The sequence below is a fragment of the Bradyrhizobium sp. C9 genome (assembly GCF_002532045.1).
Lineage (GTDB): Bacteria > Pseudomonadota > Alphaproteobacteria > Rhizobiales > Xanthobacteraceae > Bradyrhizobium.
Map to the genome: position 1 here is coordinate 92,041 of NZ_NWTG01000003.1, position 20,192 is coordinate 112,232.

The 20,192-nt window shown below is 58.1% G+C and carries 15 protein-coding genes; 7 read left to right on the top strand and 8 right to left on the bottom strand.

The window, feature by feature from the left end; translation table 11 throughout:
* Positions 1-1,852 precede the first annotated feature (1,852 nt).
* On the top strand, positions 1,853-2,923 hold the full coding sequence (locus CO675_RS08085) for a cytochrome-c peroxidase (protein WP_097671492.1): 1,071 nt from the start codon (positions 1,853-1,855) through the stop codon (positions 2,921-2,923).
* 417 nt (positions 2,924-3,340) lie between these two features.
* Here the strand turns inward: CO675_RS08085 and CO675_RS08090 are convergent, their stop codons facing one another.
* Complete coding sequence (locus CO675_RS08090; RefSeq protein WP_097671493.1) at positions 3,341-5,677, bottom strand: S9 family peptidase; 2,337 nt, start codon at positions 5,675-5,677, stop codon at positions 3,341-3,343.
* 1,457 nt (positions 5,678-7,134) lie between these two features.
* On the opposite strand from CO675_RS08090, the gene CO675_RS41360 reads away from it, so the two are divergent.
* From CO675_RS41360 to ahpD, 5 genes are all read left to right on the top strand, one after another.
* Positions 7,135-7,647, top strand: coding sequence for a type 2 periplasmic-binding domain-containing protein (locus CO675_RS41360; RefSeq protein ID WP_245452678.1), 513 nt, complete (start codon positions 7,135-7,137; stop codon positions 7,645-7,647).
* A complete protein-coding gene (gene modC, locus CO675_RS08100) occupies positions 7,644-8,780 on the top strand; it encodes a molybdenum ABC transporter ATP-binding protein (protein ID WP_198964541.1) in 1,137 nt (378 codons plus the stop codon). The genes CO675_RS41360 and modC overlap by 4 nt, the downstream gene beginning before the upstream one ends.
* 43 nt (positions 8,781-8,823) lie before the next feature.
* A complete protein-coding gene (locus tag CO675_RS08105; RefSeq protein ID WP_097671495.1) occupies positions 8,824-9,501 on the top strand; it encodes a DUF2478 domain-containing protein in 678 nt (225 codons plus the stop codon).
* 355 nt (positions 9,502-9,856) lie between these two features.
* Positions 9,857-10,411, top strand: a complete 555-nt coding sequence (locus CO675_RS08110) for a peroxiredoxin (RefSeq protein WP_026192308.1) — start codon at positions 9,857-9,859, stop codon at positions 10,409-10,411.
* 6 nt (positions 10,412-10,417) lie between these two features.
* Complete coding sequence (gene ahpD, locus CO675_RS08115) at positions 10,418-10,966, top strand: alkylhydroperoxidase, AhpD family (protein ID WP_016848189.1); 549 nt, start codon at positions 10,418-10,420, stop codon at positions 10,964-10,966.
* 233 nt (positions 10,967-11,199) lie between these two features.
* On the opposite strand, the gene CO675_RS08120 is transcribed toward ahpD, so the two are convergent.
* The 7 genes from CO675_RS08120 to nifH all read right to left on the bottom strand — a co-directional run bounded on the left by CO675_RS08120 (position 11,200) and on the right by nifH (position 18,783).
* The gene (locus CO675_RS08120; RefSeq protein ID WP_016848188.1) at positions 11,200-11,496 is read right to left on the bottom strand and encodes a ferredoxin family protein; all 297 of its coding nucleotides are present in this window, start codon (positions 11,494-11,496) and stop codon (positions 11,200-11,202) included.
* A gap of 39 nt (positions 11,497-11,535) precedes the next feature.
* The gene (locus CO675_RS08125) at positions 11,536-12,843 is read right to left on the bottom strand and encodes an FAD-dependent oxidoreductase (RefSeq protein WP_016848187.1); all 1,308 of its coding nucleotides are present in this window, start codon (positions 12,841-12,843) and stop codon (positions 11,536-11,538) included.
* 13 nt (positions 12,844-12,856) lie between these two features.
* A complete protein-coding gene (locus CO675_RS08130; RefSeq protein WP_016848186.1) occupies positions 12,857-13,963 on the bottom strand; it encodes an electron transfer flavoprotein subunit alpha/FixB family protein in 1,107 nt (368 codons plus the stop codon).
* Positions 13,964-14,949: 986 nt separating this feature from the next.
* Positions 14,950-15,291 (bottom strand): nitrogenase stabilizing/protective protein NifW, encoded by a 342-nt coding sequence (nifW, locus tag CO675_RS08135; protein ID WP_016848185.1) that lies wholly within the window; start codon positions 15,289-15,291, stop codon positions 14,950-14,952.
* Between the two features lie 191 nt (positions 15,292-15,482).
* Positions 15,483-16,670 (bottom strand): homocitrate synthase, encoded by a 1,188-nt coding sequence (nifV, locus tag CO675_RS08140; protein ID WP_016848184.1) that lies wholly within the window; start codon positions 16,668-16,670, stop codon positions 15,483-15,485.
* 378 nt (positions 16,671-17,048) lie between these two features.
* Positions 17,049-17,762, bottom strand: a complete 714-nt coding sequence (locus tag CO675_RS08145; RefSeq protein WP_210291207.1) for a nitrogen fixation protein NifQ — start codon at positions 17,760-17,762, stop codon at positions 17,049-17,051.
* A 136-nt stretch (positions 17,763-17,898) separates the two neighbouring features.
* Positions 17,899-18,783 carry a nitrogenase iron protein gene (gene nifH, locus CO675_RS08150; RefSeq protein ID WP_026192307.1) on the bottom strand — a complete coding sequence of 295 codons (885 nt, stop codon included), beginning with the start codon at positions 18,781-18,783 and terminating at the stop codon, positions 17,899-17,901.
* A gap of 709 nt (positions 18,784-19,492) precedes the next feature.
* Here nifH and CO675_RS08155 point away from each other — a divergent pair.
* Positions 19,493-19,996 (top strand): ArsC/Spx/MgsR family protein, encoded by a 504-nt coding sequence (locus CO675_RS08155; RefSeq protein ID WP_349644017.1) that lies wholly within the window; start codon positions 19,493-19,495, stop codon positions 19,994-19,996.
* The last annotated feature ends 196 nt before the right edge of the window (positions 19,997-20,192 follow it).

Consider the following 20,192-nt stretch of genomic DNA (forward strand, 5'->3'; position numbering starts at 1 on the left):
CCCAGATGATCGTAGCGCCGAAAACCCGCAGCAATCCGCAGAAAATTCCGCTCGCACGCCCAGCGTAAGGTGATATCGGTTGATAGCAGTGTTGAATACATCGAACCGCTCGCCACATCCGCCGAGCAATGGCGACGAACTCCATCGGCATGAATGCGGACGGAGGGACTACGCAGTGCTGAAGCGTACGCGTTGCACCCCCAATGCTCAAGTGAACCTGCATTTGTGATGACTTCGATTGACGATAGATTAAGTGAGATCAGATGGGTGAGAAACGAGATCTGGCGCTGTCGTCGATTGCTTAAGACGGAACTGCCTCGCGAGGAGAGTGCTGCCGTTGAGAAGCGTCTGCTTGAACAGCTTGCAGCCTTTGAGCGGCTCCTGACGACCGCGTTTCCTCTGGTCTTGAGCCCTTCGGCGAACTCAACCAAAAGCAGTCCCATCGGTTCAAGTGAATCCACTGAAAAGCTCGTTGAGAACGCCGCAACGGCATCAACCGGTTCCTTCCGGGCCTCGATCGGAGGCTAATGCGAGCATTCCGGTGCTTAAGAATCCCCCCGCTCCGGTGCCTCACTCTCGATGCAGGATCGGAACGTTTTTGACGCCTCGTCTTTTCGACCCACCGTTTCTCTCCGCCGCGGTTGGCATCACGCGGCGACATTCGACGCGCAAGCCTTTGAAATTGTCCCTAAGGCAAAACATGGCCGCGTCCATATCGCCACGCCCTGTAAAACGGTCACAGAATCGCATCACGTCTGGTCTGCAAGACGTCAAGATCTCTTCCGATCTACGTTCTCGCGCGCTAGCGTATCCCGTGAACCACGTAGCTGCGATCGCAACAAGGGCGGTGACATGGCGAGGCGCGCGATAAGCCCAACCGGTTCGTCGCTTTTGGCTCAACATAACTCTCTTAAGTTGCACAATCTTCACTATTGCTCTTTGCCTCGCGAGTATCGTTTGTCTAGGAAAGCAGGTCGCCGCATCGGCAGGAGCGGCCGGCGTCATTTGCGGTCCGAATCATCGTTGCATCGCGCGCCAAACCTTGTTGCCAAGATCAAAGCGCAACGCAGGCTGGCTGCATGCAGCGGACGCAGCCCGCTGTAGGTATTGTGTCTAGGCTTGTGACATTCGCGATGTTAGTTCCCAACATGACATTTCTGCAAGGCGACCGATCCTGCATGGCACTGCCTACAACCTGACGTTACGGTCGATTCAAGCACTTTGATCGTCGAACAAGTGTCAATACGCTCCAAGATAGGCATATCCATATATCGACGGGAGCTCGCAAGGAGAGTTCTTCGGCAATTGCACGCTTCACTGGACGCAGCGCATACGAAGCCTTATCCAACGACGGCCGATAACTGCTCGGCCACGCTGGAACGCAACGCATAGTTGACGGATTCGCAAGGTCACACGATTTAGTCGCATCAATGACGCGACGAATTGCGTCGATGCTCCGCGTTTTTGCTTAGCGTCCGATCTAGTTGTAAGCCTACGCGTCTAAAATCGCGAAACCGACAGCTTTATGGCTTGCCTATCGGTTGAGATAGCAGGCCGAAATACACTTCGTCAGCATGGCCATCGTCGCGTGTGGAACGCCGGTTGATCCCAAAGGTTCGAGCCGACTGCTGGCATTCCTGCAATTGTTCAAGACCAAATCAACGGCCCCCCTTGAACTCCATTGGCACGGCGGTTGCTACTACGCAGCAACAGCGGATCAGACTTGGATGAGTACCCCAATGGATGTCGCTCGTCTTTGATCGCTGGGAGTCATTTCGATGATAGACAGGCTAGCTGCGACCTAGCACTCTGTTCGCGGCTTTCACGAACTACGACAAAGGCAAAGCCAAGGATGAGGAAATCAGCGGCACGAACGCTTTACATCGCAGCCAAGTCATGTGTTCTGGCCGCTGGGATCCTGGCTTCGTCAACAGCAGGCGCCGACGATGAATTGATGAGTGCAGCGAGGCAGATTTTCAAGCCGATCCCCTCTATCGTACCTGCGGTCAGGGACAACCCTATTACCCACGAAAAGGTTACACTCGGCAAGATCCTGTTCTTCGATCCGAGGCTATCGGCGAGCGGGGTCATTAGCTGCAATACATGTCACAATCTTGGGACCGGCGGAGCAGATGCCGGCCCGAGGTCTGTTGGTCATCGCTGGCAGCTAGGTTCACGTCGAGCGCCAACGGTCTATAACGCAGTCTTCAATGTGGCACAGTTCTGGGACGGGCGCGCGGCTGACCTCAAGGCGCAAGCCGTAGGCCCCGTCCAGGCCAGCGCGGAAATGAATGCGACGCCCGCTCGCCTTCTCAATACGTTGAATTCAATGACCGATTATATCGTAATGTTCAGCAAGGCGTTTCCTAACGACGCGACGCCCATTACCTTTGACAATTTCGCCAAGGCCATCGAGGCCTTCGAGGCGACCTTGATCACGCCCGCCGCTCCCTTCGATCAATACCTTGAGGGCGATGCGTATGCTCTCAGTGCTCAGCAGAAAGCAGGATTAAAGCTGTTCATAGAAAAGGGATGCTCATCTTGCCACAATGGTATCAACGTCGGCGGCCAAGACTACTTCCCGTTCGGCGTGACGGAACGGCCAACTGCAAGCCTGCTGCCGAGGGACGACAAGGGCCGTTTCGCCGTCACCAAGGTACCTAACGACGAGTATGTTTTCCGCTCCGCGCCGTTGCGCAACGTCGCATTGCGTCCTCCCTACTTCCATTCGGGCCAAGTTTGGAGCCTCAAGCAAGCTGTTGGCGTGATGAGCGAGATACAACTCGGAGTGAAGCTCAACGATAGAGAAAAAGACGACATCGTCGCGTTTCTAAACTCACTTACCGGGCAGCTGCCTAAGATCGATTATCCGATATTACCCGCGCGCACCGACACAACGCCAAAGCCCTCTATAGAGAAATAGGCTGCCGGCTTACAGAGCCAGGCTCGTCAACTTGCCAAGGGAAGATGGTGCGAGCACCAAAGCCTCCCGCAGCGACGTCAAATTGCACCGTGTCAAGCTGGAGCTCACAATGAAGCGAATCCGGCACTGAGTTCTTCCGGCTTGCTTGAGCGCCCCCGCTTCTCGACTCTCACTTAAAGCGAGGATCGGGCGCGACGTCGCGGGCTTCGCAGTCCACCGCCGCGCGCAGCATTCGCGCCCTGATTTGGGGCCAATTGATGAAGCCGTTGTCGGCATCAGCAGCTACGTGCGCCGATCAGGATGGAGGTACGCATGACAGCATGTGCGAGAGACCTCGTAGATGGCAACGAGCATTTCTCAATTTCGAGAACGCGATCGTGGAGCGCCACGCACCGGGGCCTGGATCCCGATGGATTGTCAGCCATCATGGCCTGATTTGCTCTTCGGCAGTTCCATTGAGCCGGTGTTCCAGTTTGGCTGTGTTTGCTCGAGAATGTTACGGACCAAGAACTCCAGGAGCTTGAGCTGTGCATAACTGCCCGGTGTTCCGTGATCTGCGCCTGGCACATACAGCATGTCGAAGTATTTTCCCGCCTTGATGAGCCGATCGGCAAGCTGGAACGTGGCGGAAGGATCGACGTTGCGGTCCATTTCGCCGACTATGAGAAGCAATCTACCTTGCAGTTTGGCCGCATTGTCGATGGCGGACGATTGCGAATATTCGACGCCGACCGGCCACCCCATCCACTGTTCGTTCCACCAGATCTTGTCTAGCCGGTTGTCGTAGTAGCCACTGTTCGCGACCGCGACCTTATAGAAATCGGGATGGAAAAGTAACGCGCTCACCGCGTTTTGCCCACCGGCGGAAGTGCCAAAGATACCGACGTTGGATATATCATACCAGGAGTACTTCGCACTCGCCGCCTTGTGCCATAGGATCCGGTCCGGAAAGCCGGCGTCCCTCAGATTTTTCCAGGCAATGTCGTGGAACGCGCGCGAGCGATGGTTGGTACCCATTCCATCAATCTGAACAACGATAAAGCCGAGTTGTGTGAGCGGCTCGATTGAAGCTGAGAAGGACTTGGGAACGAAGGAACCAGTGGGGCCTGCATAGATGTGCTCCACCACTGGATATCTCTTGCGCTGATCGAAATTAGTCGGCAAGTGAATGATACCCCATATGTCCGTCTCGCCGTCGCGCCCCTTGGCGTGGAAGCTGAGCGGCGGCTGCCAGCCAGCGGCAGTGAGCTCGGAGATCTCCGCGCTCTCAACCTGCATCAGTTCGGCATTATCACTGGCACGGTACAGCACCATGCGGGGCGGAACGCCGATGCGTGACCACGGATCGACATAGTATCGACCGCTAGGCGAGAACTCGATGTGATGATTGGCTGGCTCAGGCGTCAGTGACGTGAGTCCTTTTCCATCAAAGCCGATCCGATAGGCATGGACGAAATAGGGATCCTCATCAGGGTTCATTCCGCTGGCGCCAAACCAGATCTCACGCTTCACTGGATCGACACAATACACCGCACGGACCACCCAATCTCCTCTGGTGATCTGGTTCTTGAGCTCGCCTGTTCGGCCGTCAAACAAATAGAGGTGCTCGTAACCATCGCGCTCCGAGGCCCAGATGATCTCCTTTCCATCATCGACGTCATAGCGAAACGTTTTTCCACTATTCAGCTGCTTCATCACCAATGGCTGGTAATCGACAAAGGTCTTGCTTGCCTCATCAATCAACGCGCGCGCTTGGCCCGTGGCGGCATCGACCGCCACCAGGCGATAGAGCTGGTGGCCACGCTGATTATATTCGAAGGTGAAGCCCCGCCCGTCCTTCCACCACTGGATCGCCGAAAGGCCGTAAGGATTCTGGAACGCGGCATTATCGATTGTTACCGCGCGTCGGCTGCTGACTTCAAACAGCACGGGCTGGAGCAATGCCAAGGCATCACCTGGTTTTGGATACACCAAGGTGAAATGTCTGGGTTGACGCTGGTGCGCCGGCGACGATTCGAGGTAATGGACTTCCCGTTGGTGGGCTGGACGGATCCGGTAGACGGCCAGGTGAGTTGAGGCTGGAGACCATCTTAGTGTCGAGAGAGCATAATAGTCACCCTCAGCTCCGTCCCAGGTCAACTGGAAGTCCTGCAAACCGTCTTGGCTGCGCAGGAAGAGATTGTAGTTTCGAATGTAGGCCAGCCATGTGCCATCAGGTGATGCGCCTTTCTTGTTTGGATCGTTGTCTGCCCGCGGCGTGTCGTCATAGGGGCTCTGCTGATTGGCGCCCGAGTGCGTTGCATTGGCGGTGCAGGTATAGCTTGCAAGCTCGCAGCTCCAACGCGTATTCTCGAGGTCGAAGCTCATCCTGCCACCCTTGTCGGTCAGCTCGAAATGGTCGAAGGGAAGATCCTCGGGCTGATAGTTCTGGTGGCTCGCTTTGTTCAGTGCGGCCGCGAGTCTAGCTTGATCAAAAGCGGGCTCCTTTACGCCTTTCTCGGCATCAACCAGGATAAACTGGTGCCTGCCATGGGTCGTCCGCCGATAGACGAACGCCTCGCGCTCGCCCAGCCAAAACGGCACGTCTGGGACATTCACGGTAAGCCGGCCATATCGGTCTGCGGTCGTCAGTGCACGCTCGTAATCCGACCGCGCGAGGGGCGCATTCACGACATCCTCCGCCGCGTTCGCCTGCGCGGTTTTGCACTCCTGCTGAGCCAACAGCGCTAGCATTAAGGCAACCAATCTGTACATTATGATTCACCTCTCCTCCTAGTGCGTGGACCCCGATGCGAGGTCACTTCGCGATTGATGCGCGGCTTTTCGGTGCGGCTGGCCTTCTTGCACTTAAAGCGACGTCCCCCTTCTGCTCAGCCTTGGCGGACTCGTACCTGACGAACATTCGGTTTGGCGGCTCGCCAGCAGCCGCAAGTGCCTCCAACAATCCTCACACAGCGACATGAGAAAGCGCCGCGCGCCATTTACAACAAACGCTGCAGCGCCGACATTCTCGCATTACTTCAGTGCTGCTTATGCTGAGCAGAATCTATGCCAACTGATGTATATCGCTGCGGCTTCCTCCGCGCACAGACTCGCTGATTGTTTCGAAACGAGGTGGGCGTTTGAGGCCGAGTACAACACGCATCTGCGCGTGGTCACCTCTGGCGAATGACGTCGACGAATGCCATTGCGTTCGGAACTATTTGTCCCGCCTATTGGCAACCCGCTCGAATAAGTAGCCTCTGGAACTTCGGACAATGCGGACCGTGCCGAGTTATAGATCGACGCTGGGTCAATCTGACCACAACTCACGCGATAAGCCGTGGAGACATTCGCGGCAATCCATCGCAGATCATCCTCGACACCTTGGCGGCCGACCGCCGGCGAAATGAACGCGCTGGGAGCTTATGGCATGTGGCGATATCGTAGGATACATTGCAGGCTTTCGATGGTGTTTCTGACGAACTAACGCGCACACTTGGAACGGCCCGAAGCAAATCTGGCGCTTGTCGGCGTCGGGTCCGTCTCCAAGACTACGATGTCGCACACTCGATACGGTGACTGCGGAGCGCTAATACGGAGTCGGGCGATAGTCATGGCTTCTTGCGTTCTCCTATGCGCCCGCAGCAGGACGCGAGAGCGGTCCAGGCAGCGAGCGCAAGCGATTGTTCGCAGACGAAGCCACCTGCGTGCTGGTGATGAGATCAGGAGATCATTCGTGAGTTCGCGCGTGAGGCGTCGTCTGAGGGTTGCAAGGGCGATCGCGCTAGGGGTAGACGAGGGCTGGATCGTGATGCTGGTGAGCTCAAGGTAAGGCGGATTTTCGAAATCCAAGATATCACTAAACTTCTTGCTAAATGAACCAAATGCAGCCGATGAGCACCCCTTTTGTCGGCGCAGATCAGACGGACGACAAATTGTAGCGACGCCTGCAACGTCGTTCTCGACGCCAGAGCCGACGGCATCATCTTCAGGATCTATTTCGTCCGTCCTGCGTGGCCGATTGGCGACGCGAACGTCTGAAACCCGACGACACGAGGCGGCCATTCCACACACTGGGTGGGACACATAAGAGTTTCACCACGAGCCAAAGCGCGCTGTGCGCCATTTTTTAGAACCGGCACGCAGATTGCTGGGTGAGGAGCAAGGAGCTACCGCGACGAAAGCAGTCGCCGCGGTCCATGTTCAGGGTCCCAATGAGGTTTATCCGGTTGATCCTATTCGACCTGGCTTTGATGCTGCTTGCGCCTGACGTTGCGGAAGCCATGAATGTGGGTACCGGCGCACACTTCACATTGGTCACCAACGCTGTGGCGTCTTTCACGCCGATTGCCGGCCCCGAAGCGGCATCAAGCTCTGGCGGTAGCCGACACCTCTACAGCCAAACGACGCAAGCCTTGCCAGTTCAGCCAGCGGACAACCGGCGCCCAGCCAAGCTGGCTGAGGATTTCGCGTTATCGGATTCTCGCCTTGCGTGTGTGATTGGTATGCGCGCCCGGAAGCGTTCGATTGCCACGATCCTCAATGGCACGGAGACGCTCAAGATGCCGGCTGTCGTAACACCGTCGATCTGCAATGCTGCCCCCGCGCCTTTTGGCTTCCTCGGGGCGGAGACGCCGCGCTGGAGCCAAGCAGAATGGATTGTCGGCGGCATGGTGATCATCGCCTTCGGCCATTCTCCTCATGATTTGACGGCAAGATACAGCATAGGCGCGGGCAGGTGAGAGAAGCAAGACCGGGCTATATCGAAGTCGCCTTCAACGGTGCTCCCGCAAGCATCCCGCTGAATGCGCAATTCATGGTGCCGGCCAAAGGTGTCACGGCAATTTTCGGTCCTCCGGGGTGCGGCAAGACCACACTCGCGCGTTGCATCGCCGGCATCCAGCCTCTACCGAGTGGATTCTGCGGCGTTGATGGTGAAATTTGGCAGAACGAGACGACGTTTCGGCCGCCTCATCTGCGTCCTGTCGCATATGTATTTCAGCGACCCATTCTTTTTTCTCATTTGTCTGTCAAGCGCACTCTTCTGTACAATGCATCGAAATCGAGGGCGACACTGATCGACTTTGATGGTGTGGTTAAGTTGCTCGACTTGGCGTCGCTGCTTGACTGCTCTCCGTCACATCTTTCCGGCGCCGAGCGACAGCGACTTGCCCTAGGCAGCGCGCTACTAGCCCAACCGCGGCTACTTTTGCTGGACGACCCGCTCATTGTGCTCGACCGTGCCGCCAAGCGCGAGATTCTGCCATTTATCGAGCGCATGCGTGAAGAGCTCAGGTTGCCGATGATCTATATCTGCCATGACATGGCTGACATCGAGCGCTTCGCCGATCATCTCGTCATGATGAAAGATGGCATGGTGACTGCGGCCGGACCGCTTCAAGTCGTTCAAAGTGATCCAGTGCTTGCCGCGCGTGGGGAAGCGGCGGTTTGCGTTGATACCGTGGTCGGCGGCTACGACGGGCGCTATGGACTCATCATCGTCCGCCTCAGAGGCGCGCGTCTGCTAATACCTGGGCCGCCGCTCAGACCTGGCGCGCAGCTACGGCTGCGCATTGCAGCCGCCGATGTCAGCATCGCGCGCGAGGCTCCACGCGCAAGCTCCTTCCTGAATGTCTTTCCGGCACGCATCAAAGCCTCCCTTCCGTTCGACGAATCGGAGATCACGTTGGTTCTAGCGCTCGAAACTGGCCGTTCGGGCGTGCCGCTTTTGTCCCGCATCCCACGCCGCTCCTATGACGCGCTAGGGCTCAGCAACGGAATGGACGTATTCGCCGAGGTCGCGCGAGCCCTGCCGGTCTCACCCCCCGAGCGGTTGCTCATAACGCCTGCGATACCACTCGAAGATGCTCTATAGCGGCGCGCCGACACCCGAAACGATCAGAAATCGGATCACGGCCATGATCGACAATTTTGACAACGTCGATGCGACAGCTTTGGCGGCGATTCTCTACCAGCCAGAGGACGACGCCGATGGGCTGCTCGCCAATTTCGTCCAGGATCTCGCGCGGCATGACGTACGCGTCGGCGGCATCGTCCAGCGACACTTTATAAATACAAACGGCACGCACGTTATGCTCGCCGTCGACGTTGCGACAGGGCGAGAGATCTCGATTTCCCAGCTACTCGGCAGCGGGGCAGCGTCCTGTACGCTCGATACAAACGGACTAGCTGAGGCCGCAGTTGTCGTTTCCCAAGCGCTTCGCGACAAAGTCGATCTCCTCGTGATCAGCAAATTCGCCAAACAAGAAGCGGTTGGCCGCGGCCTGCGAGCTGAATTTGTTGACGCGATCACTCGGGGTGTGCCGCTCCTGACAGCTGTTCCAAGAAATTCCCTTGTCGATTGGAGCGCTTTTACGGGTGATGGTGGCATGCTGCTCCCTTGCGATCGTCAAGCCGTAGAGGAATGGTGGCGCGACGTCGCCACGCGCCCGGCGCGACGCCGCGCTTTCAATCCCAGCTGGAGCTATTTGGGGACTATGATACCGGACAGCTTGATGACGGTTGCGAGAATAATGCCAAGGTCGGCTCCGGAATCGCCGGTTGCGCTCCTTCACGGCCTACAAAAACAACCCTAGCTTCGCAGCCGTTTCACACCGTGAGATATCCGGATGCTGTGCCGCCAGCGCCGAGGTCCATTCTCGGTAGGCAAGTAGCCGTTTCGACCAGCGGTTCAATCGCTGGTCGAGGAATCTGGCTGCGACTTTTTAACTGCGGTACCCCACTCGTGATATACGCACGCGCTCACCGACGGTTCCAAGCGATCGAGCATCGCGTTTCCACGCGGCGCAATGGAGGCGGATGTGAGAGCCATCGGACCTCACGATCAGATGCCTGCGCCCGGGCCGCTGACAATCCGATCTTGAGAACGGATGGCATATAGCTTGCTTCACCAGTGATGGCACAAACGCAAAGCAAACTTGTGAGGTCAGCATGCTCGGAATTGGAAGTCAGTTGCCGCCGTTCGAAATCACTGGCGTGAAGCCCGGCTTTCAGGCGCATGAAGAAGAAGGACACAGCGCGTTCGAGACGCTGACCGAAACGAGCTTCCCCGAAAAATGGAAGATCATCTTTTTCTATCCCAAAGATTTCACGTTCGTCTGTCCGACCGAGATCGCCGAGTTCGGCCGGCTATCCAAGGAATTCGCCGATCGCGATGCTGTCGTAATGGGTGGTTCGACTGACAATGAGTTCTGCAAGCTTGCCTGGCGGCGCTCGCATGCAGACCTGCACAATTTACCGATTTGGCAGTTTGCCGACACAAAAGGGACCTTAGTCGATGGCCTTGGCGTGCGTTCGCCCGAGGGCGTCGCCTATCGCTACACCTTTATCGTCGATCCCGAGAACACAATCCAACACATCTATGCGACCAATCTCAATGTCGGGCGTAGCCCCAAGGACACGCTCCGCGTTCTGGACGCGCTACAAACCGACGAACTTTGTCCCTGTAACCGCGAAGTCGGCGGCGAAACACTGAAGGTTGCGTGAGGCGGCATGTCGTCGATTGAGCAGTTGAATGAGACGATTCCCAATTTCGCCAAGGACGTCAGGCTTAACCTTGCGTCATTGCTGGCCGATGATACGCTGTCGCCGCAGCGACAATACGGCCTGCTGCTGGCGAGCGCCATTGCCACTCGCAATGCAGCCCTGATTACCGCGATTGAAGCGGCAGCCACCGCCGTGATGACGCCTGCGGCGATCGCCGCAGCGAAATCTGCAGCCTCTGTGATGGCGATGAACAACGTCTACTACCGATTCGTTCATCTCGTATCCAACCCGGAATACAAGACCATGCCGCCACGGCTGCGCATGAACGTGATCGGCAATCCCGGCGTGGATAAGTCCGATTTCGAGCTGTGGTCGCTAGCAGTCTCGGCCATAAACGGCTGCGGTGCCTGTGTCGACGCTCACGAGAAGACGCTGCGGGCTGAGGGCGTCAGTTCCGGAGTGATCCAGACTGCCGTGCGCTTTGCTGCGATTGTGCAATCAGTGGCGGTTGCGATCGAGGCCGCCGGCCCGGCTCCTTCCACGGCGATGGGCTAAATATCCTTTGCGCCGTCGAATCGACTCCGTTTGTGGCACCACTCAATGGTGCCACAACCAATCCTTCGCCGGTCCAGAGCGGGTGTAATATCCTCAAGCTGTGCCTCGCCGGGCGTCCCCCACGGCTGCGCGCCTCGTTCGAATCCACCTGCAGTGCAGATGAGCCAGAATGCCCGCAAAGGCGGTGAAATCCCCCGTCTCATGGCGATCACATCGCGGCCCTTTGTTGCACTTCACCCAAACTTGAACAGCACGCCGTAACCGCCGCGCGGATAACTCCACTTGATGTCACCGGTGGGTTCGGCGATCACACGGCAGGTGCCGCACTCAATGCAGCCGTCGACGGTTATCTCAACTTGGCCGTTGTCGTTGAGTTCGTAGCATCGCGCGGGACAGGCGCTCAAAAGCGCAAGTAGCTGTGGCGACGGCGTCGTGTGCGCGCGCACCGTGACGTGAGGGCGACCGACGTCGACAAGATAGCGGTTGTAGTACAGCTTGTCTTCGACGCGTACTGTAGGCTCGACATTCATGCTTTGATCTTCCATTGCTGGACTTCACACTGTTGCCGGTCAGCGCCAGGCCCGGGTAAAACGACACGCATCGCCGAACAGACCTGTCCATGACCGCGCCTTGACGAAGGATTTCAAGGTCGCCTTCTCCTTCTCAACCTTCGGCGTGCCATCGACACGTACAAAGTTCTGCAGCGCCTTGGAAATAAGCTGCGGATAGGTAAGGAAGAAGTTTTGCGAATGGGTGTGCATCAGCATCGGCATATCCTTGTACTTCTTTAGATCTTTGATGACAAAGGACTCGTCGAGCATCTTCTTGTAGAGCGACAGATTTGTCGCGGTCATCGGCTCGCGGCGCGATTTTACCTGGGCGATCGCTTCGGCCGCGATGCGGCCTGAAGTCATCGCAAGATTGGAACCTTCGCGATGAATGGCATTGTTGAGCTGTGCCGCGTCCCCGACCACCACCCAGCCCTCGCCGTAGAGCTGCGGGATTGCCTTGTAGCCGCCTTCAGGAATGAGATGCGCCGCGTATTCCTTGACTTCGGAACCTGCGATGAGCGGCGCCACGGACGGATGCTGCTTGAAATGATCGAGCATGCCGTAGGGCGTCTGGGCGGTGCGCTGGAAATCAGCGACGAGACAGCCGATGCCGAGCGAAATGCACTCCTTGTTGGCATAGATGAAACCCATTCCGGTCATGCCGCGAGAAATGGTACCGGCCGCCTCGATCACAACGCCTTCGTCGCCCTTGAGATTGAAACGGGCCTCGATAGTCTCGCGAGGCAAAAAGTGCATTTCCTTCACCGCGAGTGCCACATTATCGGGTTTCGGCCGCGACCGCAGGCCCGCGCGCGTCCCGAGCAGGCCATTGACACCCTCGGCCAGCACGACGACGTCGGCGTGTATTTCGCCGTCGCGGCGATCAGTACGAACCCCGACGATCCTCTCGCGGTCGTCCCGTACGAGCTCGGTGACTGTCGTCTCGCACAGCACGGTCGCGCCGGCCTCCCGCACCTTCGAGGAGAACCATTTGTCAAACTGCGCGCGTATGATCGTGTATCTGTTCGGCCGCTCCTCGTTGAAGTCATCCGAGCGGTAGTGCATGCCAACATGCGAGCGATCGTCCATCATCCAGAACCGCTGTTCGACCAGATGGCGCTCGAGCGGCGCCTCCCCGCGAAACTCGGGGATCAGCTTTTCCATCATGTCGGCATAGAGAATTGCGCCCTGCACATTCTTCGATCCCGGATATTCGCCTCGCTCGAGCTGCAGCACCTTCATGCCGCGCTTGGCCATGGTCAACGCCGCTGCGTTTCCAGCCATACCGGCTCCGACCACGATCGCATCAAACCTCTCTTCGATCATCACGGCATCTCCTCTAGACCGCGAGCCGGGCGCGCGAATCCGGCAAAAGCCTGGCGCGAAATGCGGCCGTCAGCGACGGGAGCAACTGCATGGCGTCGCTGATGATCGCGACATGGGCGAAGTCGAAGATCGGCGCGTTTTTGTCGGTATTGATGGCGACGATCAGGTCCGCCCCCTCCACGCCGACCCTGTGCTGGATCGCGCCGGAAATGCCGGCCGCAATATAGAGCTTTGGCCGAATGGTCTTGCCGGTCTGGCCGATCTGCCGGTCAGACGTCACCCATCCCTTCTGCACCAGAGGACGCGAGCAGCCATACTCGGCGCCAAGCAGAGTTGCTAGCTCGCGCACCAGCCGAAAATTCTCGAGCGATCCCAGTCCTAGGCCGCCGGCGACGACAACATCGGCATAGGCTAGATTTGACGTTTCGGAATCCCGGTCGGGAATGAACGTCAGCACCTTCGTGACGATATCGTCTTCAACAAGGCCAAGCGGATGGATGATGATACGAGCGGCATCGCGTACGACGCGCTCCGGCATCGGCATGACGCGCGGGCGGACGGTTGCCATCTGTGGACGATAGTTCAAGGTATAAATCGTGCACAGCAGCGAGCCGCCAAAGGTCGGACGCGTCGCCGCAAGCGAACCGTCGGCGTCGACGTCGAGCGCAGTACAGTCGGCTGTGAGTCCCGTCGACAAGGTGGTCGCCACCGAACCTGCAAGATCGCGACCGAGTGTCGTCGCGCCTAACAACAGGATCTCAGGCTTGTAGGTGTTGACGAGTTCGGTTAGCGCTTTAGTGTATGATTCGTTGCGGTAATCCGACAATACATTGTCGCTCACGAGATAGGCCAGATCGGCGCCATAGCAAAATGACTCCAGCGCGGCGTTGCGCGTCGGCTGCCCCTCCGGACCGATAACGACCGCGGCGAGATTCACCTTCAGCCTGTCGGCAAGCCTGCGCCCCGCTCCCATGAGCTCCCAGGAAACCGGATGCACCTGGCCACGCTCCTGCTCGACAAAAACCCAGACATGCTTGTAGGCCTTGAAGTGCTCCGGAAGTTCCTTTTTGGCCGCCGCGCGGCCGGCCGCCGGCGCGGCCGTTTTGGTGACATTGCTCATGCTTTAAATTCCCCTCAAAATGCGCGCGCCCGCGCCACAGGATTGGTTTCTACTTCGGCTGGCTGGAGATCACTTTTGATCAGCAGATGGCTTGCTGCTCGTTGTTTCCGCTTGCTCGGCGCGGCCCGACCGCGCAACGAGAGGCGTCGCACGGGGTGAACGTATCTGGCTGGCCAAGTTCCGAGATGGCCCCAAGACAGGTTCATTGCGCGCTCTATTCGACAAGCGCCAGCAAGGCGGCCTGGCCACTGCGGTCACTCTAATTGACTCTCTCCATGGCTGATTACGCCGGTCCGCTTGCTGCGCAATAGCTGCACCTTGCTTTCGGCCTAGCGCTCCGCATCGGCCATGACGACTCGGTCGATGCCACCGCACTTTCATGCGATGAGTGCTCGGCCGCCAGCGCCGCCGACTCGCAGGGGAGGTTTGGCTCTTTTCCTGGCGCATGTTGCTATCGGCTCTGAGGTAGCTGTGGATCTGCGCGCAAGTGGGCACCCGCCTGATTTGGACGATGATATGCATACGTTTCCGAGGTGTGGCGCTGACGGGCGAGTTACCCATTGCCTCCCATCGCGGGCTCGATGGCAGTTTCAATTGCGTCAAAAGCCATTTGGGGTGCCACTGCGCGAGCGTGAACCACGAGATGATGCCGCACAACTCGGCCGGCAGTAGACGTAGCGTGAAAGGTCTTCCTTCAAATCTCATCTCGAACGGCTACCATTTGTCTGCATCGATGACCGGATCGACCCGACAACAGCAAGTGTCGTACCAGTTGCAAAACTCGGGGAAGATTAGGCGAACGCAATGACTTAGGGGACACTTGGAAGGGCTGCTAATCCCCAGGACACGACCACTCCGAACATGGGTCGGGAATACGACAGCGCCGCGCGAGCCATGGCTGCGGAGAGTCGATCCGGAAGAAGACGAAGGTTGCACGAGGGATCATCACCACGCCACACTTGGTGACAAACCTTGAAAGCGCGAGATCACTTCAGCTCGCTCAATGGGACAAAGGCCATCGGCTTGTCATGGTCTGCAACAGCATCCTTCAAAACCTTGAACACCCGCTGGTCGATTGGCGACGATGCCACGAAGTCGGCATAGGCCTGTTCCAGCATCGCTTTGCAACGAGCTCTGATATCCGGTTCTGCGGCACCAGCGAATTGCTCCTTGGCAAGATATTGTCCCATGCGCTTTAGGATGTGAAGGCGCGCGACATTGACGATTCCGGGGTCGTATTCGACGCCTAGCAGTGAAAAAAACTCTTCCGCGGACGAGGCTTTGTTGAGCCGATCCAGGATACCGGCTGATGGGTGCGAGTTACTCATCGAAAACTCCCTTTGAATTGGCACGTGGACGATCGGCGACAGCGCGGCACCGCCTGGTGATCCTGCTGCAGCCAACCTCGCGCGACCATGCTGAGGCAGGCCGTCGTGGCCGTCGATTAACGATGCCCGATACCGTCCTCGCGGCGCTTGGTTTTCGAATAGCCTGTCCAGATCTTGCTGGGTACGCCTCTTCAGGCCGGGTGGGGCGACAAGTATCCGCACACATCGCGCCAGATCGCTGCTACTGTTTCGCGCTCGACCGGCACCTTGTGCTTTATGGCATGCTTGCGGACTTGCGTCAGGATCTGTCTGGCTTGGTCGGCGCTGGCGACGAGCTGTAATTCATTGAGCAACGCGGTGATCGCCGACAGCCCGGAATGCTTACCGATCACAAAACTGTTGCGGCGCCCAAGCAGAACCGGATCAAGCGACTGGTAGGTACGTTGATCTTTTAAAAGGCCATCCACGTGAATGCCCGATTCATGCGTAAAAATATGCTCTCCGACGATGGCTTTGTTCAGAGGAATCGCACGTGCGGCTGCCGCTGCAACCACTGCGGCGACCTTCTCGAGTTCCGGAAGTATGATGCCGGTCTCGCGCCTGTAGAGCTGCTTGAGCGCGACCGCGACTTCCTCGAGCGGTGCATTTCCAGCCCGTTCGCCGAGGCCGATAACGGTTACCGAGGCGTGGCTCGCGCCGGCCTTGATGGCGGAGAGCGTGTTGGCGGTTGCGAGGCCGAGATCGTCGTGACCATGAAACTCAAGTTCGAGATCGGTGGTCGCCCGCAAATTTCCGACCAGAGCGGAGGTTGTGTCCGGGTCGAGCACACTGAGCGTATCGGCAATACGAAAGCGACGCGCTCCCGCCGATTTTGCCGCGGCTATCAGTCTGATGAGAAAGTCGATGTCGGCGCGGGAGGAGTCCTCGCCGCCGACGGCAACCTCAAGTCCCCGCTCACGTGCATAACCTACCACTCGCTTCACTTGTTCCAGCGCCAGGTCGCGACGACCGCCAAGCTTGGCCGCGATCTGGATATCGGAACTCGGGATCGACACATTGACCATGGACACCTTCGCTTCGATCGCCGCGTCGATGTCGGCTTCGCGCATCCGGCACCAGCCTATGGTGGTCAGCGGAAGCTCTGCTTCGACGATTGCGTGGATGGCGGTGATCTCCTCGTTGCCCATCGCGGGCGTTCCCGCCTCGATCTCCGTCACGCCGGCCCGCGCCAGCGCCTGCGCGATCGCCAGCTTTTCCTCTGTGGTGAACGCAACGCCAGGCGCCTGCTCGCCGTCGCGTAATGTCGTGTCGTTGAGCACGGTCGGCTTGGCGCTCGCCTGCTCGGGCCAAGCCGGCTTGGCGGTCTTGGTAGCGGCCATCACGAAAGGGCTCCTCATTGCTTTTGACCCACAGGCGCTTCAGCAACCCCCATGCCAGCCCGCCACGCTTTTTAACCCGTTGAAAACAATATGCTTACTTCAGCGGCTAGCTTGCCTTCGCTAATTGATTGTCGCAAACGCGACAGGCTTATGAAGCGGACGGCTCATCCTGCCACTCGCAACACCGAGCTCGAATGTTAACGCGATTGCGACACGCCGGCAGGCACGAATGTCGCGGAGTATTTGTGGCCCGCCCGCCTTAGACCCATGGTCGCGCGCGCATCGAAACGGCGTTAGGCCGCGCCCTCCAGTTCCTGCTGAACTCGCCAAAGCGCGCGCGGGTTCTAGCTGACTTGAGCGATCGAGCCTTGCAACGGCTTAAATGGGCCAGTCGACGCCGATGACCGGGCGAGCCGTCTGCAACAGAACGTCACGCCGACGTTCTGCCATCCGGCTCTCGCCGCTTTCTTCGCCGAAGCAGAGATTGAAATCGCTACATTGCGTGCAAACGGGCGTTGTACACATGACGAGGCCTTCATCCTCGCACAGCGAGCGGTAGAAGAAGCGCTTCCAGCGCATATTGTTGTTATTGCGCGCGGCGAGCGGCGCGAAGTGGCGACTTAGCAGCCGAGAGAGTTCGCCACGATTGCGTAATCCGAGATCTTCCCACAAGTGGTTTGGCTCTATGGCGCGGCGTGCGATCATCGCGGCCAGCCAACCCCCGATACGTCCTTCCGTTGAGCGTTGCTTGAGCAAGAGATCGCGCACCATTGCGATTTCGTCGTTCTCATCGCACTTGAAAGCCAGGAGCTGCTCCGACACCTTGACCCCGATCGATGGAAAATGGTGGTCCAGCAGGGCCGCCAGCTCGTGGCCGGACAGGCCGGCCTTCTCGGGAAGCGGGCCACCATCCATCGAGGCGGCCGCCAGAATTGACGCCAGGACATGGCAATCGAAATTGCTGTCGGTCGTAATGTCGGCCTCTTCGGGAGGCACACCAGTGAGCGCTCGATAGGTCGCAATTCCTCTTTGCACCTCGCTGCCCGCGTCGGCGCAAACAGCTGCAAACGGATGGAAGTTCGCTTTGGGCATGAATCTTTTACAGCGTCACGTTTGCCCCGTCCCATTCTAGCTGGCCGGGTGATCGTCAGAATGCCGGTCTCCCCGGATGGGGGGTGAGGGAGACCGGCATCCGTCGCGCGCCTTCACAAGGCCGCGACCCGCGACCTTACGAGGCCGCGAGCTCGGCGGCGGTCTTGCCGACGATGGATTCGTCGACGGGCTTCATTATGCCATGCTCCATCAGCATGTCCTCGAGCTCGTCCATGGAGATCGGGGTCGGAATGATGCCCTTGCCGCCATTGTTGTGAACCTTGGTCGCAAGATTGCGATAGTGATCGGCCTGCTTCGACTCGGGCGCATACTCCAGCACCGTCATGCGGCGCAACTCGGCATGTTGCACCACATTGTCGCGCGGCACAAAGTAGATCAGCTGAGTGCCCAACTTCTTGGCCAGCGCCTCCGCCAGTTCCAGCTCTTTGTCGGTCTGCCGCTCGTTGCAGATCAGGCCGCCCAGCCGCACGCCGCCAGAGTTGGCGTATTTCAGGATGCCTTTGGAGATATTGTTTGCGGCATACATTGCCATCATTTCTCCGGACATGACGATATAGATCTCCTGCGCCTTGTTTTCCCGGATCGGCATCGCAAAGCCACCACAAACCACGTCGCCGAGCACGTCGTAGGACACATAGTCAATGTCCTCATAGGCGCCGTTTTCCTCCAGGAAATTGATCGAGGTGATGACGCCGCGGCCGGCGCAGCCGACACCCGGCTCAGGACCGCCGGACTCCACGCAGCGGATGTCCTTGTAGCCGACCTTCATCACGTCCTCGAGTTCGAGGTCCTCCACGCTGCCGGCGCTCGCTGCAAGGCTCAAAATCGTGTCCTGCGCCTTGGCATGCAGGATCAGGCGGGTCGAGTCCGCCTTAGGATCGCATCCCACGATCAGGATTTTCTGACCCATCTCGGCCAGTGCCGCCAACGTATTCTGGGAAGTGGTCGACTTGCCGATGCCGCCCTTTCCGTAGAACGCGATTTGTCTCAGTGAAGACATGTTGTTCTCCATCAACCGATTTGCCAAAAGTTGCGCGCTTCCTACACGCGAGCTTGTTTCTCTCTCAGAAACGGGGCACACGGGTTCAAGGGAAGGAGCGCATCGCTCGCCTTACGCGTCGGCGTGCACTCAGCCCTCACTCAGTGTTGCTGCCGCTTAATAGCAACCGTCATGCCAACACTGTCCGCGCTCATTAAGCTTCTGATTGCATTCTAAAAAGCCAACGAGCCGTTGAATAACCCCGGAGTGTTTTGCACCGGACAGGATCCGCTCGGCTGTCAGAAAACGAACACCGGCCAACCAATCAGGCTGGAAAACGGCAGCTTGGCATGACCAGATCCAATGCTCTCAAATGGAACGGGACTTGCTCCTCTTCTTGCAAGCCAGTGGTCGGCAATTTTGGCAGAGCGAGATGCAGTCGAGGTTGGCATCTCTAAGGCATGTGACCGGCGATGGGGTTCGTGGTCGATGATGCGAGGTAAATTGTGCGGCTCACCGACCAATTGATCCAACTGATCAGAACGACGCGCCTGAGCCTGAAGGCAGCAAGAAGCGACTTACAAGGGTGCCTCGGATCGAAACTAGCTGCGGTTCTGCCCCGCGCTTCGTTTGCGAGACATGAAAGGCCAATTCTCGTTGATGAGTTAATCGTCCAACGAAGACGTTAAGAAGGGGCGCAAGCACGGTACGGTGCTCAAGCCGCTTATGTGTGATCATTTGCACGAGCGTCAAATGCGCTCTCCGACATAGCGGAACCCGTCGCCGATCGTTCAGCTCAGCGAACCCACATAAGCAGACCATGGCGACAATCGTCTTTTATCAAAAACCCGGCTGCGTCACCAATGCACGTCAGATGCTGGCGCTGAAGGCCGCTGGCCATGACGTGATAGCCAAGGATATATTGAAGGAGCCGTGGGCTGCGGAGGAATTGCGACACTTCTTCGGCAGGACGCCGATTGCATCCTGGTTCAACCGAGCCGCGCCTCGTATCAGGTCAGGCGAAGTTAATCCTGACGCAATCGACGCAGCGAGCGCACTGACGTTAATGCTGGCAGATCCGCTCCTGATCAGACGTCCGCTGATCGACGTCGATGGTGCAAGATGCGCCGGATTCGATCATGAAGCCGTGCTGTCGTTGCTTGGCCGGGACGCGCAAGGTGACCTTGAGGGATGCTCCCACGAACAACAGGGCACGCACTGCCCGCAGATGTGAGGATACGATCGATCATACGACTGCGCCGCCAACCAATGCGAACAACGATCCTGCCTTATCGCTTTGTCAGGATGGCCGACGGCATGTTCGGCGAGACGGCCGACGTGCGTGGCTCTTCGTAACCAGCGGCGCTCAGATTGCTCGGTTTGAATAAGACATGTCGTCGCCTGCGGTGTGGGAAACCACCGCAGTTCTA